Below are 14,654 nucleotides of genomic sequence, written 5' to 3' on the forward strand. Positions count from 1 at the left end.
CGAGCTTGCTCATTGCTTAACGCTAAATTATGGCCGCACGGATATCGTGGCAGCACTTTCATCCACCAGGTTTCGCGTTGTTTGGCTGCGATTGTCTCCGATATTGATGGTTCCCGTTYGGCCACAGTCGGCAAGACGCTGATCTTTGTCGTCTGGTTGGCGCTGGCATCGGCGCTTTGTTGGTCCGAAGTCGTCTGGCGTGATGAGGTTCGCGCATTGTCGTTCGCTCTTCAGGGCGACAACTTGTTCGATATGCTTCGCCATGTGCGCGGCGACGGACATCCTGCCCTTTGGCACATTCTGCTGCGCACCGGCTATAGCGTGGTCGGCTCGCCTGTCGTCCTGAAGATCGTCGCGCTGGCGGTTGCGGCGGTTTCAGCCTATCTGGTTGTTTTCAGGCTGGAACTTCCGCGTCCCGTTATGCTTTTGGCATTGTTCGGCAACTTTTCGATTTTCGAATATGCCGCGATGTCGCGAAATTACGGCATCAGCATGCTTTTTGTCTTCCTGATCGTGGTGATCTGGGAGAAGAGGAAGAGCAACGGATTGTTGCTCGGCCTGTTGTTTGCCTTGCTAGCGAACACTAACGTACATTCGGTCATCCTGATCGGTGGTTTTTTCACCTACTGGTTTTTCGATCTCATTCAGGAGCGGCCAAGGCCCACATTCGAGAGCTGCCGGGCCTTTGCGACAAGCGTTGTCATTGCCGCGATTGGCGTCATCCTATGTATCTTGACGGTCTATCCGACCTTCAATGATGCTGCTACGCTCGATCTCGGCGGGCAGAATCCCGTCTCGCTCGCCCTTCGTGCTATCCTCGCTCCCGGCTCGAATTTTGTGGCGTTTTATCCCGCCTATGTTTTGAATCTGATGCGTGTGCACCCGGCGCTCTACGGCATTTTCGTGTCGCTGATGTCCGTTCTCCTCTATGGCAGCCTATTGGGATTGGTGAACCGGCCGCCAGCGATGATCGCGGCGGGGGGTGTGCTGCTCGGACTTTGCCTGCTTTTTACCTTTGTCTATCCCGGTGGATACAGGCATCAGGCGCTCTGGCTGGTTTTCATGCTCGCGATGACCGCCTTGACCTCACGTTCTCCGCACAGGGCGCCGGTCATTGCCGGCAACGACGCTGCGAGCCGCGTCGTAAGGATCGGGCAGCTGTGCTTCCTGATTGTGTTGTCGCTGCAGGTCGTATCCGGCCTCGAAAAGGTTTACCAGACTTTCATTGCCGATATACCGATGAGCCGAAGCAAGGATTTCGGCGCGCTTATGCAATCGCGCCCCGATCTCAAGGATGCGATTATCATCGCGGATCCCGATTATCTCGTGGAACCCTTGCCCTATTACATCTCCAATCGCGCCTATCTCATGCGCGAAGAGCGTTTCGGCAATACCGTGCGATTTACCCGCAACGCTCGCCTGTCGCTCAGCCTTGCCGATATACTGCAGACGGCCAACCACTTGCGGCAAAGCGAGGGAGTGCCTGTCGTCATCCTTCTTTCGCAACGGCTTGACCAGATTACTGCGCCCCTCTCAGTACGGGAAAGCTACGTTTGGGAATTGTCTCTCACACCGGAGAATATTTCCGCGTTCCGGAGTGCGACAAGCCTCCTGAAGCGATTCGGGCCGACTGCCGGAAGCGATGAGACATTCGACGCCTACCTGCTGAAATAAGGCGACGAGCCGCCTATTCGCTTAAAACGTCCGCACTGTTGACCAAGGCGATGCCGTGTCCACGCATTTCGTCGATCGCCGCGGCTACACCTTCAGGCGTGATGCCGCGGCTCGCATCCTCGATGAAGCGTACCTTGACGCCAGGGATCAGTTCCAGCGCATCGAGCGCGGAGAATTTCACGCAATAATCGGTCGCCAGCCCGCAGACGTCGAGTTCGGTGACACCCTGATCAACCAGGAAATCGGCAAGACCTGTCAGGGCATGCTGATCGTTGTCGCGGAAGGCGGAATAGCTGTCGACGTTTCTGTTTTCGCCCTTCTGCTGGATGAGGTCGATCTGCGCCGAGTGGAGCTGTGGGTGTAGTTCGGCGTCACGCGTATATTGCACGCAGTGATCCGGCCACAGCATCTGCGGCTTGCCGGAGAGTTCGCCCATTTCGAAAGGGTTCTTGTCGGTGTGGGAGGAGGCGAAACTGCCGTGATCGGCCGGATGCCAATCCTGCGAGGCGACGATCAGATCGTACTTGCCGCTATCGATGAGGCTGTTGGCGACGGGAACGACTTCATGGCCATCGAGAACCGGCAGATTGCCTCCGGGACAGAAACCATTCTGAATATCGACGAGCAGCAACGCCTTCATCAAGCCATCCTTACGCATATCGCACTGCAAAATGCCAACCGGTGTCAGCGCAATCAACTAGTGGATTTCTGGGAGGCAACGCGCAAGTGCTATTTCTAGTATGAAGGGTGGCAAATGGCAGCATAAAGTAATTTTTCTGGTGATGCTCGTCCTATACGCGAATTCGACAAGTATCTCGCCTTTTGTATTAGAGTTTATGCATGCACTATGGGACCGGATGCCTGAACACCAGATCGTCCTCATCGCCGGCCTGACGCTCCGCCATCGCATCCGGTATGGCGCCCAGTCGTTCGGCAAGCCGGATCGACCGCGCATTCTGGGGGGCGATGTAGCTCACCAGCGTCTTCAGACCGCGCACCGCAAAGGCCCAGTCGCGCAAGGCGACAGCGGCCTCGTAGGCATAGCCCTTGCCCTCGGCTTGCCGATAGACGAGCCAGCCCAGCTCACGCTCCGGGAAAAGCGGGCCGTAGTTGATCCCGACCTGGCCGAGGCATTCTCCTGTGGCGCGATCCTCCATCATCAGGGCGCCGTGGCCCTCAAGCGTCCATAGGGCAACGTCATGGCAAAACATGCCCCAGGCCGCCTTGGTCGAGTGCGGGCCGCCCATGTAGAGGGCGCGATCGGTGATCATCAGGGCGTGGTAGGCCGGCCAGTCTTCCATCACTGGAGGCCGCAGGATCAGTCGTTCGGTTTGTAGCGTGGGTATTGCCGTCATTGGACATCTCGTGCGTCGTGAGATTCGCTTCGAAGACAGGCGGCCATCGCTTCGACGGTTCGAACCGACGCGCCATGAATTGCAGCACTAACAGGCCCAAGCCCCATATTGATGACGACGATCTCGTCTAGGTAAGCCGCAACTGTTTCCAGCGAAGAGTTTTGGAGAATCATGCCGGCGGCGCGGAGAAGGTAGGAATCGTATTCGTCGGCTGCAGCTTCGCGCCACACCGGATCTTTCCATTTCCTGATGCCGATCGGATCCCAATGATCCCAGCCGATCTGCCGCAAGACTTTCATGTCGATGGAAGAAGGGTCAATCATGTTGGCAACCTCTCCGATAAATCACGCCAGCACAAGCGGAGGGCGCGGGGAGGCTGTCTCTGCGCCTATCAAAGCGTTTTGCCTGTTCAGCGAGGCTCCCCCGGCGGAGCCTCATTGCGTCAGGCCGTCTGGTCGCTGTCGCCGGCAGCGGCGGGCGAGTTGCCATAGGTCGTCTGGTATGCGCGAAGCGCAGTCTGCATGTCGGTCAGGACTTTGGCCATCAGGCCGCTGTCATCATCGTCACCGACGGCAGCGGCAATCTTCTGCGGGTCGGCCGAAAGAATTTCCGAGGTGGTGAGCTTGCCGTCGCCATTCGAATCCAGGGCAGCGAGTGCTCCCTTGGAACCGTCCCCATCGGCATCGGTGCCGGACTGGCTGTCGCTGTCGTCCGTCTTCTGGAGCTGTAGCATGAGCTTCAGAATGTCGGCTGTGATCTTCTGGACGACATCGGAGCCGGAAGAATCGTCGTCGCCGGCGGAGGATTTACCAGCCGTCGAGGCGTTGGTTGTTGAGGACCGGGAAGCGGCGGCAAGTTCGTCTGCCGAGACGACACCGTCGCCGTTCGTGTCGAGTGGATTGAGGGGGACTTTATACTGGGTCAGCGCGCTGCCCAAGGCTGAAACACTGGTCACTTGAACCTCCTTTGAAGGTCTTGTGAAGCCTGCCTTTCATGGGCGGGCAGTGATCGGGCTATGCCTGTTTGCGAGTCGGGTCAAAGCGGCGTTTTGTCATCTGGAGAAGAGCGAAAAGCTGGGCCTGTGATTCCCTGGAAAGGCCAAGGCGATGGAACGGTCAAACCCGCTCCACAAAGCCGTCGAGCACGCGCTTCTGGCCGGCGCGGTCGAAATCGATCGTCAGCTTGTTGCCTTCGATGCCTGATATGGAGCCGTTGCCGAATTTGATGTGGAAGACGCGGTCGCCGATGACGAAGCGCGAGGGCTCGGTGGCAGTGGATTTCGCTACCAGTTCGCCCTCGATGGTGCGACCGCGAGGGCCGCTTTCGCCGTAGCCAATGCGCTCCACCGCATGGCCGGAGCGGCTGCCCCAGTTGTCACGGGTGGCGTCGGTCTTGTTGGCCTGGGCGCGTTTCCAGCCGGGCGTCGAATAGGAGTTGGCGAAGGGATCGGCCTTGTCGAAGCGCGACTGGCCGTAACCGCCACCGCGGCCGTAGCCGCCGTAATTCTGCTCCATCTCGGCGACTTCGACATGGGTTTCCGGCAGTTCGTCGAGGAAGCGCGAGGGAATGGTCGACTGCCAGAGGCCGTGGATGCGGCGGTTGGAGACGAACCAGATGTGGCAGCGGTGTTTGGCGCGGGTGATGCCGACATAGGCCAGACGGCGTTCTTCCTCCAGGCCGGCGCGGCCGGTTTCATCGAGGGAGCGCTGATGCGGGAAAAGGCCTTCTTCCCAGCCGGGCAGGAAGACCGTGTCGAATTCCAGGCCCTTGGCAGAGTGCAGCGTCATGATGGAGACAGCGTCGAGGTTCTCGTTGGTCTCGGCATCCATGACCAGCGAGACGTGCTCCAGGAAGCCACGCATGGATTCGAAGCTCTCCATCGAGCGGATGAGTTCCTTGAGGTTTTCCAGCCGACCTGGCGCTTCGGCGCTCTTGTCGTTCTTCCACATGTCGGTATAGCCGGATTCTTCGAGAATCTGCTCGGCGAGCTCGGTATGTGGTGTGTTTTCAAGCAGTTCCTGCCATCGCCGGAAAGATTGAATCACGTCGAAGAGGGCTTTGCGGGCCTTGGGCTTCAGTTCGTCCGTCTCGATGATGTCGGCGGCGGCCGCGAGCATCGGAATGTTGCGGGCGCGGGCATAGTCGTGCAGGGCGCGCACTGTCGTGTCGCCCAGGCCGCGCTTCGGGGTGTTGACGATGCGCTCGAAGGCGAGGTCATCGGCGCCCTGCGAGACCAGCCGGAAATAGGCCATGGCGTCGCGGATTTCGAGGCGCTCGTAAAATCGCGGGCCGCCGATGACGCGGTAGTTCAGGCCGAGGGTGACGAAGCGGTCTTCGAATTCACGCATCTGGAAGGAAGCGCGCACGAGGATCGCCATGTCGTTGAGCAGATGCTTCCTGCCGTCGGCATCGCCGCGTTGCAGGCGCTCGATTTCCTCGCCGATGGCGCGGGCTTCTTCCTCGGAATCCCAGGAGGCATGCACCTGCACCTTGGCATCATCCGGATCGGAGCGATCGGTGAAGAGCGTCTTGCCGAGGCGACCTTCATTGTGGGTGATCAGATGGGCGGCTGTGCCGAGGATATGGGCGGTCGAACGATAGTTGCGCTCGAGCTTGATGACCTTGGCGCCGGGGAAGTCCTTCTCGAAGCGCAGGATATTGTCCACTTCCGCGCCGCGCCAACCGTAGATCGACTGGTCGTCGTCGCCGACGCAGCAGACATTCTGCAGTTCGCCCTTGGGGCGCTGGGCGAGAAGCCGCAGCCACATGTACTGGGCCGTGTTGGTGTCCTGATACTCGTCGACGAGGATGTAGCGGAATTTCTGGTGATATTCCTTGAGCAGATCCGGCTGCTTGCGGAAGATCGCGATCGGATGCATCAGGAGATCGCCAAAATCGCAGGCGTTCAGCGTCGACAGGCGGTTCTGATAGGCGAAATAGAGATCGCGCCCGCGGCCATTGGCGAAAGCGCGCGCATCGCCTTCCGGAATATCGGCGGGGCCGAGGCCCTTGTTCTTCCAGGTATCGATCATGCCGGCGAACTGCTTGGCCGGCCAGCGCTTGTCGTCGAGGCCTTCGGCCTGGATCAGCTGCTTGATGAGGCGGATGACATCGTCGGTGTCGAGAATGGTGAAATCGGAGCGCAGGCCGACAAGTTCGGCGTGGCGGCGCAGAAGTTTCACGCCGATCGAGTGGAAGGTGCCGAGCCAGGGCATGCCTTCGACGGCGCCGCCGACGAGAACCGCGATGCGCTCCTTCATCTCGCGCGCTGCCTTGTTGGTGAAGGTCACTGCCAGGATCTGCGAAGGGAAGGCGCGGCCGGTCGACAGGATATGGGCGATGCGAGTGGTGAGCACACGCGTTTTGCCGGTGCCGGCGCCGGCGAGCACGAGAACTGGGCCTTCCAGCGTCTCGACTGCTTCACGCTGTTCCGGGTTGAGGCCGGCGAGATAATCGGCGCGACCGCCATCGCGGGCTGCCATGGCGCGGGCGGCGATACCGCCGGCGGCGGCAGGTGCTCTTCCGGCGGGTGCGGCGGGCTGTTGCGGCTTGCGCGGCGTTTCGCCCGGTTCCTCGTCGAAGAAGGGCATATCGTCGAAACTATTGCTCATGCCGCGTAATGTAGTGATTCGGGAAGGAAAGACCAGAAAGTTGTTCTGCTTTCATTCCCAGGCGCTCAGCTATCCTCAAGTCCTTGTTTGACGCAAGTCGCAATCGCAAAACCGCTGCCCAATTTTGCGCGACCTGCTTCAGGCGGTTTGAGGGCCAGCGAAGGCAAGGCAGACCGAGACGAGCGCAAAGAGCGGCGGCAGAGCAAAGCACCAGGTGCCGACGGTGGCGTAAAGCAGAGCGGCAAGACCGCAGCCGAGCGCGAAGGCGAAAACAGCGACCACCATGCGCGACAGGCGGGTCTTTAGGGGTTTTGCCTGATCGCCGGCACTGCCATGGGCGAGGTCGGCGAGGTCGATCATGATCTGTGTCGTGGTGCCGGTCATCAGCGTGCTCGGGGGTGCTGCGCCGAGATGGATGCGGTGAGCGGCGTTCTGGATCGCCATGGCGACGACGAGCAGCATGCCGGTCGCGACCAGCGGCAGGCCGTCCGGGTTGGTAAAGGGCGACAGCCAGATGGCGCAGGCGCCGCCGGCAATGAGGAACATAAGCTTGATGACGAGCAGGATGCGCAGGCCCTTCTCGTCGCCGGCCGGGACATTGTGCGTGATGTAACGCAGCAGGAGGATCGTCAGGCAGAAGACGGGCAGAGCCAGAAGCTTGGCGATGATGCCTGATGTCCCGTGGGTGAGCGCCGCGCCCAGCGTCACGAAGTTGCCGGTGACGTGGGCGGGAAAGAGGCCGCCAAGCGCCAGGAAGCCGGCGGTATCGACATAACCGCCGGTAAGGCTCAGAAGCACGGGCAGGGCTGGGCGCATCGTTTTTTCCCTCTTATCGTTTAGTGTCGTTACTTTGCCGCGACGGCGTGGATTTCGGCAATATAGCCGCCGGGGAATTCCACCATGGCAGCACGGCGGTCGCCCGACTGATAGGGCGCGACGAGGATCTCGGCGCCGCTGTCCTTGGCCTTCTGCAGCGTTCCATCGAGATCGGCGGTCTCATAGCCGCTCATCTCGCGGCCATAGGGGAAGGGCAGCTGGCCATCGGTGACGAGCACGGTCATGCGGCCGAAGATGGAGTCGATGCGCAGGCGATGGAAAGTCTTGTCCGGCAGGCCGATCTCGATACCCGGCGTCTTCTCCTCGTCGGTGATAACCTTGCCCTGCGAGAAGGCGAGGAAGGCGTGGGTGAAGGCGGCGACACGGTCGGCGGAGACGTAGACGCGGTTTTCCGGAACGGACGCAAAGGCCGGATAGTTCGGCACCGTGGTATGCCAGTAAAGCTGCATGTTGACGCCACCCGGCCATTGGATGACGGCATCGCGGCCGATCGGATCCGGGAAGGGGGCGACGATGAGATCGGCGCCGGCGGCCTTTGCGGCTGCGATCGCCTTGTCGAGATCGGTGACGAGGTAACCTGATCGTTCGGCACCGAAGGGATAGGGGATCGGCGTCTTGAAGCCGAAGAGCGAGACGGTGCCTGATGGCGTCTGCAGAAGTTGCGATGTGGTGCTGCTCGGCGTCGGCGTGACGGTTGCCGTCACCTGCTTTGTGCTCGTGCCGCCGAAGGTGGCTAGGAAGCTTTTGGCGAAGGCGTCCACGTCGCCTGGCGCGACATAGACATGGGTCGTATCATATTGCGCGCCGACGCCGAATTGCGGCGAGGCGGCATAGGCCGGGACGCCGGCCAGGCCGAGAAGAACGGTAAAAGCTAGGGATAAACGAAGCATAGGTGATCTCCTTCGGCCCGGCCGGCCGCTAAATCAGTGCAAAGGCGGTTCAGGCCTTGATGAAGGCGAGAACGTCGGCGTTGAACTTGTCGGCTTCCGTCTGGGCGAGGCCGTGCGGGGCACCCGGATAGACCTTCAGTGTGCCGTTCTTCAGAAGCTTGATGCCCTTTTCGGCGGCAGCCTTGATCGGCACGATCTGGTCGGCATCACCGTGGATGAGCAGGGCCGGAACGTCGATCTTCTTCAGGTCTTCGCTGTAATCGACTTCTGAAAATTCGCGGATGCAATCGTAGTGGCCCTTGATGCCGCCGGCCATGCCCATCAGCCAGAAGGTTTCGCGCAGGCCTTCGTTGACCTTGGCGCCATCGCGGTTGAAGCCGTAGAAGGGCATGGTGAGGTCACGGTAGAACTGCGAGCGGTCGCCGGCCGTGCCCTTGCGGATGCCGTCGAAGACTTCGATCGGCGTGCCCTCGGGATTGTTGGGCGTCTTCAGCATCAGCGGCGGAACGGCGCCGACGAGCACCACCTTGGCGACGCGGCTCGTGCCGTGGCGGCCGATATAGTGGGCGACTTCGCCGCCGCCGGTGGAATGACCGATCATGATAAGGTTGTTCAGGTCGAGCTTCTCGATGAGCTCGGCGAGGTCATCGGCATATTGATCCATATTGTTGCCGTTCCACGGCTGCGAGGACTTGCCATGGCCGCGGCGATCGTGGGCGATGACGCGGTAGCCCTGCTGGGCGAAATAGAGCATCTGCACTTCCCAGGCATCGCCCGAGAGCGGCCAGCCGTGGGAGAAGAGGATCGGCTGACCGTTGCCCCAATCCTGATAGTAAATCGTCGTTCCATCTTTGGTGGTGATCGTCGGCATTGAACTTGTCCTATGCTGGGGTTGGTAGGATCTACGCCCAGGGGGCGAATGGTTTGCACCGCGGTGCTGACACGGTCAGGAAACATTTTGCAATGGTCAGCGGAAGTGATGCTTAGGTGCAGGTTGCCCTATGCTTTTTCACTCAGATCGAGCCAGGCGACGAGCAGGAAGCCGCCGACAAGACCCAGATGTTCGAAGAAGGAATTGGCGGCCATGAAGCGCTCCATTCCAGCGGGTAACTCCCAGAAACGCAGGGCGAGGAAGGTGGCCATGAGTGTGAAGCCACCGAGGGCGAGCGCACCCAGCCATCGCAGGAGACCCAAGAGAATCATGGCCGAGGCGGCAAGCTCCAGGACGATGACGAGCACCGCAAAGAGCGGCGCAGGCGACAGGCCGAAATGGGTCATCTCGCCGATCGCGCCCGGAAAGTCCGTGAGCTTGTCGAGGCCGCCCTGCAGATAGGCGGCGCAGAGGCCGAGATAGGCAATGAAGCGCATGAGGGCCGCGCCGAAAAGGGGACGGGCAAGCGACGTAAGTCGGATTTCAAGGGCATGCATGGCATCGATCCTCAGACTGCCCAGCAGGCGCAGCCGAGTGCGCCCCAGAAGCTCTTGAGATCGGAAACCGGCGCCTTCGAGCCCCAGGCACTGGCATGCGCATGGCCGTGGACATTGCAATCATTGGCGCAGCCGCAAGCAGAGATCAGGCGGCGATGCAGCGAGTTCTTGCCGGCACCTTCGGGTTCGCCCCAGGCGGCATAACCCTTGAAGCTGCGCACTGGTGACCAGTCGGGCATGGCGGGCGGAACTTCGTTCTCGTCCAGTGCGGCAAATGTGCCGGCGCCATAGACGATCTTGCCGCCGACCATGGTCAGATCCGAGGTGAGGAAGGAGATTTCCTCTTCGGCGCAGGCGAAGAAATCCTTGTCCGGCACGACGAGATCGGCGAACTGGCCCTTTTCGATGCGGCCCTTCTTGCCTTCCTCGTTGGAGAACCAGGTGACGTTTTCGGTCCACATGCGCAGCGCCGTTTCGCGATCCAGGCAGTTGCGGCGCGGATAGATCGCCATGCCGCCGACGGTGCGGCCTGTGATCATCAAGGAGAGTGACACCCAGGGATTATAGGAGGCGACGCGGGTGGCATCGGTGCCGGCGGAGACCTTGACGCCCTTTTCCAGCATGCGGGCGACGGGCGGGGTGGCCTCGGCAGCACCAACTCCGTAGCGCTCGACGAAATATTCGCCCTGATAGGCCATGCGGTGCTGCACGGCGATGCCGCCGCCGAGAGCAGCGATCCGGTCAATCGACTGTTCGGAAATCGTCTCTGCGTGGTCGAAGAACCAGTTGAGGCCTTCGAGCGGAATATCCTGATTGACCTTTTCGAAGACATCGAGCGCACGGCTGATCGTCTCGTCATAGGTGGCGTGCAGGCGCCAGGGCCAGCGGTTTTCCGCAAGTACGCGTACGACCTCTTCCAGCTCGCCTTCCATTTCCGGCGGCATGTCGGGGCGCGGCTGGCGGAAATCCTCGAAATCGGCAGCGGAGAAGACGAGCATTTCGCCGGCACCGTTGTGGCGGAAGTAATCGGAGCCTTGCTTGTATTTCACCGAGGCGGTCCAGTTCAGGAAGTCTTCCTTCTCCTGCTTCGGCTTCTGGGTGAAGAGATTGTAGGCGAGGCGGACGGTCATCTGGCCGTCATCGGCAAGCTTCTGGATGACGGCATAGTCATCGGGATAGTTCTGGAAGCCGCCGCCGGCATCGATGACGCCTGTTACCCCGAGGCGATTGAGCTCGCGCATGAAATGACGGGTGGAATTGACCTGATAGTCGAAGGGCAGCTTCGGCCCTTTGGCGAGCGTCGAATAGAGGATCCCGGCATTCGGCTTTGCGAGCAGCAGACCAGTCGGGTTGCCTTTGATATCGCGGGTGATTTCGCCGCCCGGCGGGTTCGGCGTGTCCCTGGTGTAGCCGACGGCGCGCAGAGCCGCGCCATTCAGCAGCGCGCGGTCATAAAGATGCAGGATGAAGACAGGGGTATCGGGGGCGATTGCGTTGATCTCGTCGATGGTCGGCAGGCGCTTTTCGGCAAACTGATGCTCGGTGAAGCCACCGACGATGCGGACCCATTGCGGCGGCGGGGTGATCGCCACCTGGCGCTTCAGCATGTCCATGGCATCTGCGAGCGATCGCACGCCATCCCAGCGCAGCTCCATGTTGAAGTTCAGACCGCCGCGGACGACGTGCGTGTGGTTGTCGATGAGGCCCGGAAGAACACGTTTGCCCTTGAGATCGACTACCTTGGTGTCCGGCCCCTTGAGCGCCATGATCTCGGCGTCATGGCCGACAGCGAGGAACCTGCCATCCTTGACGGCGACGGCGCTGGCGGTCGGATTGGAGCGGTCGAGCGTGGTGATCAGACCGTGATGCAGGATGAGGTCGGCGGTCGTGTTTTCCATAGTCTTCGTCCTCGAGCGCGAGCGTTATCAGACCTTGTCGGAGGGCTTGATGTCGGCGGCCTTGATGTCTGAGAGCTGGCCGCCCTTCGGCAGGTGGCCGAACATGTGCGGCTTGATCTGGTTCAGCCATGAGACTGCGGCCGGCTCCTTGTTGATCAGCGTTTTGGCGAACGGAATGACCTGCTCGCCGACGAGGATGCCGAGCAGCCCGACGAGCGCGATCACGGGGGGAGCTGGCGAACGAACATTCAGCAGGCTGTAGACGATGCCGACGAGAAGGCCGGCACCGAGGGAGAGGAGATAGATTTTCATTGGATCCTCGATTCATTTCCGCCTTCAAGGAAGGGCGGCATGCAAGGCAGGCGGAGGCTGACCACAGACCGCCTCCGCCGATGGAGCTTACTTCGCCGGGTTCGGGCCGATGCGATCGCCGTGCTTGACGCGTTCGGGCGCCTTGTGGACATGGGTGTAGGCGTAATCGACGCCCATGCCGTAGGCGCCGGAATGCTCCTTCACGATGCCAGTCACAGCGTCATAGGTTTCGCGGCGAGCCCAGTCGCGCTGCCATTCCAGCAGCACCTGCTGCCAGGTGACGGGAACGCAGCCAGCCTGGATCATGCGGTCCATGGCGTATTTATGCGCATCGGCAGACGTGCCGCCGGAGGCATCGGCGACCATGTAGATTTCGTAATCGGTGTCGTGCATGCAGGATAGCGCGAATGTCGTGTTGCAGACTTCGGTCCAGAGGCCTGAAACGACGACTTTCTTGCGGCCGTTGGCAGCGTTCTTCGCCAGCGCGTCGCGGACGTTCTGATCGTCCCAGGAGTTCATCGAGGAACGTTCGAGAATCGTATTCTCGGGGAAGACGGCCAGCAGTTCCGGATAGGTGTGACCCGAGAAGGCTTCGGTCTCGACCGTGGTGATGGTGGTCGGTACCTTGAAGGTCTTGGCGGCTTTAGCGAGGCCGACGACGTTGTTCTTCAGGGTCTGGCGGTCGATGGACTGGACGCCGAAGGCCATCTGCGGCTGCTGATCGATGAAGATAAGCTGGCTGTTCTGGGGTGTGAGGACTTCAAGATATCCGGACATTGGTCGTTCTCCCTGGTCATGAGGCCTTAAAGGCTGGAAATGTGTTGCCGGCATGCGTGCCCGAGAGGGGCAGGGCGTCGGTCGGCATCGCTTCCCCGCAAGAGCGAGGCCGCGTATTGCCGGCGAACCTACTTGGCAAAAACCAATTCCGATTGTTTGTTTTCACCCTCTTTTGTCGAAAATTGTCCTGACCTGCAGGGCCTCGTTGAGGCTTCGGAAGACCGAGAAACGGGAGGCCGGTAAAATTCTCGTACTTCTCTGTCGGGACGGGCGAGGCTCACGCGTCCTAGAGCCATGAACAGAGACCAACAGACCCAAGGAGGACGTTTCATGGTCAAGGTCATTTCACATCTCTGGTTTGCCGAAGGCGCTCGCGAGGCGGTCGAATTCTATGTCTTGCTCGTGCCCAATTCCGCGATCGGCGAGATCACCACCGTGYCGGCGGAAACGCCGAGCGGCCCTCCGGGCAGCGTCGAGATCGTGCAGTTCACGCTCGGCGGCCAGAATTTTGTCGCCATGCAGGCAGGGCCGTTCGAACCTTTCAACCATGCCTATTCCGTGCAGGTCATGTGCGAAGATCAGGCGGAGGTCGACCGCATCTGGGATGGCTTCCTTGCCAACGGGGGCACGGCGGAACAATGCGGCTGGCTCAGGGATCGCTGGGGTCTTTCCTGGCAGATCGTACCCAAGGCGCTGATCGAGATGATGACCGGCACGCGCAAGGGTAATGCCAAGAACATGACCGAGGCGATGCTGCAGATGGTCAAGATCGACATTGCCACGCTGGAAAAGGCGTTTCAGGAGGCCGCCTGATCTTTCAGGAAGCGGTATGACGGACGGCAGCCTCGGGAACGGTGGCTGCCGTTTCGGTTCCCGTGAGTGGTTTTTGAGGGAAAATCGTGCGATTGTGATAACGGGAGGCAATTCGAAAACGGGGGTGATTGAATTGGCAACTCGGCCACAGATTTCATTGCTTAGAGCCGGCGCGGTTTCGATCGTGCGCATGCGCAGCAACAGCGCGGATCATAACGAGAGCGGGCCGATTCCCCAGGCGGATGCCTTCAGTGTCATCGCGCAATTGAAGTCCTTCGACAGCCATCGCCTCTGGCGCAGCGGCAAGCTCGTCTTCGAGGGCGGGCATTCCGAGGGAACGCTGGCCATCACCGATCTGGGCGAGGAATGGCGCTGCCATCACCGCTCCTCCTTCGACAATGTGCGTTTCAACATCTCGCGCCAGGGCCTCTCCGATTTCAGCTACGAGGCGGGGCGGCCGGGCTTCAAGGGCCTCGATTGCAAGCAGGGGCAGCTTGATCCTGTCGTGCAGGGGCTTGCCATGGCGCTCTTGCCGGCGTTGAGCCAACCGGCGCATGCAAGTGCGCTTTTCATCGATCACGTCCTGCTGGCGCTGCAGGCGCATCTGGTGACCCGCTACGGCGGTGTCAGCTTGCCCGCGGAGCGATCGGGTGGGCTCTCGGCCCGCCAGCTCAACATGGCGACGGCGTTTCTTGCCTCGCTGACGGCGCGGGAGGCGACGGTTTCCGATGTCGCGGCGCAATGTGGGCTTTCGACCAGCTACTTCATCCGCGCTTTCAAGAAATCGACCGGCCGCACGCCGCATCGCTGGCTGATGGAATATCGGGCGGAGAAGGCGCGGCAGATGCTGCTCGGCACGGCCTCCATCGCCGAGATCGCGGTTGCCTGCGGTTTTGCCGACCAGAGTCACCTGACGCGGGTCTTCACCGCACTCAACGGAATTTCGCCCGGAACATGGCGGCGGGAGCGACGTATTTAAGGCGTGGTGCAGTTACGGACGGAAACCGCTGCACGCTTTTGCCGGCATACTTTGTAGCCACTCAAGTAAAAGTGAGCGGA

Annotated in this window: 15 protein-coding genes; 3 read left to right on the forward strand and 12 right to left on the reverse strand. The window is 60.7% G+C overall.

Translation table 11 applies throughout. The annotated features are described in order from the left end of the window. Positions 1-81: 81 nt before the first annotated feature. Positions 82-1,674 (forward strand): hypothetical protein, encoded by a 1,593-nt coding sequence (locus AC1D35_RS00360; RefSeq protein WP_477938154.1) that lies wholly within the window; start codon positions 82-84, stop codon positions 1,672-1,674. Between the two features lie 13 nt (positions 1,675-1,687). Here AC1D35_RS00360 and pncA read toward each other — a convergent pair whose 3' ends face one another. The 12 genes from pncA to AC1D35_RS00420 form a co-directional block, all read right to left on the reverse strand. After that, on the reverse strand, positions 1,688-2,314 hold the full coding sequence (gene pncA / locus AC1D35_RS00365; RefSeq protein ID WP_113308099.1) for a bifunctional nicotinamidase/pyrazinamidase: 627 nt from the start codon (positions 2,312-2,314) through the stop codon (positions 1,688-1,690). A gap of 205 nt (positions 2,315-2,519) precedes the next feature. Then, positions 2,520-3,029, reverse strand: a complete 510-nt coding sequence (locus AC1D35_RS00370; protein ID WP_113308080.1) for a GNAT family N-acetyltransferase — start codon at positions 3,027-3,029, stop codon at positions 2,520-2,522. Further along, a complete protein-coding gene (locus AC1D35_RS00375) occupies positions 3,026-3,352 on the reverse strand; it encodes a hypothetical protein (RefSeq protein ID WP_113308081.1) in 327 nt (108 codons plus the stop codon). Before AC1D35_RS00375 ends, AC1D35_RS00370 begins: the two co-directional genes overlap by 4 nt. A gap of 119 nt (positions 3,353-3,471) precedes the next feature. Then, positions 3,472-3,984: a hypothetical protein gene (locus AC1D35_RS00380; RefSeq protein WP_113308082.1), complete on the reverse strand. Its 513-nt coding sequence runs from the start codon at positions 3,982-3,984 to the stop codon at positions 3,472-3,474. A gap of 160 nt (positions 3,985-4,144) precedes the next feature. After that, positions 4,145-6,640 carry an ATP-dependent helicase gene (locus AC1D35_RS00385; RefSeq protein ID WP_477938155.1) on the reverse strand — a complete coding sequence of 832 codons (2,496 nt, stop codon included), beginning with the start codon at positions 6,638-6,640 and terminating at the stop codon, positions 4,145-4,147. Between the two features lie 138 nt (positions 6,641-6,778). Further along, positions 6,779-7,456, reverse strand: coding sequence for a YoaK family protein (locus AC1D35_RS00390; protein WP_113300131.1), 678 nt, complete (start codon positions 7,454-7,456; stop codon positions 6,779-6,781). 29 nt (positions 7,457-7,485) lie between these two features. Then, positions 7,486-8,367 carry a glyoxalase gene (locus AC1D35_RS00395; RefSeq protein WP_113300132.1) on the reverse strand — a complete coding sequence of 294 codons (882 nt, stop codon included), beginning with the start codon at positions 8,365-8,367 and terminating at the stop codon, positions 7,486-7,488. Between the two features lie 49 nt (positions 8,368-8,416). Further along, positions 8,417-9,238: an alpha/beta fold hydrolase gene (locus tag AC1D35_RS00400; RefSeq protein WP_113300133.1), complete on the reverse strand. Its 822-nt coding sequence runs from the start codon at positions 9,236-9,238 to the stop codon at positions 8,417-8,419. Positions 9,239-9,366: 128 nt separating this feature from the next. After that, positions 9,367-9,795: a DoxX family protein gene (locus AC1D35_RS00405; RefSeq protein ID WP_113308084.1), complete on the reverse strand. Its 429-nt coding sequence runs from the start codon at positions 9,793-9,795 to the stop codon at positions 9,367-9,369. Positions 9,796-9,806: 11 nt separating this feature from the next. Beyond that, the gene (locus AC1D35_RS00410; protein WP_477938156.1) at positions 9,807-11,693 is read right to left on the reverse strand and encodes an amidohydrolase; all 1,887 of its coding nucleotides are present in this window, start codon (positions 11,691-11,693) and stop codon (positions 9,807-9,809) included. Between the two features lie 27 nt (positions 11,694-11,720). Continuing rightward, positions 11,721-12,005: a XapX domain-containing protein gene (locus tag AC1D35_RS00415; RefSeq protein ID WP_113308086.1), complete on the reverse strand. Its 285-nt coding sequence runs from the start codon at positions 12,003-12,005 to the stop codon at positions 11,721-11,723. An 87-nt stretch (positions 12,006-12,092) separates the two neighbouring features. Beyond that, positions 12,093-12,782 (reverse strand): hydrolase, encoded by a 690-nt coding sequence (locus tag AC1D35_RS00420; protein ID WP_113300137.1) that lies wholly within the window; start codon positions 12,780-12,782, stop codon positions 12,093-12,095. Positions 12,783-13,112: 330 nt separating this feature from the next. On the opposite strand from AC1D35_RS00420, the gene AC1D35_RS00425 reads away from it, so the two are divergent. Both AC1D35_RS00425 and AC1D35_RS00430 read left to right on the forward strand, forming a co-directional pair. Further along, positions 13,113-13,595: a VOC family protein gene (locus AC1D35_RS00425; RefSeq protein WP_477938157.1), complete on the forward strand. Its 483-nt coding sequence runs from the start codon at positions 13,113-13,115 to the stop codon at positions 13,593-13,595. Between the two features lie 190 nt (positions 13,596-13,785). Continuing rightward, the gene (locus AC1D35_RS00430) at positions 13,786-14,574 is read left to right on the forward strand and encodes a helix-turn-helix domain-containing protein (protein WP_113300174.1); all 789 of its coding nucleotides are present in this window, start codon (positions 13,786-13,788) and stop codon (positions 14,572-14,574) included. Positions 14,575-14,654: the final 80 nt, after the last annotated feature.

This window comes from Rhizobium sp. P1_E6 (assembly GCF_056405875.1).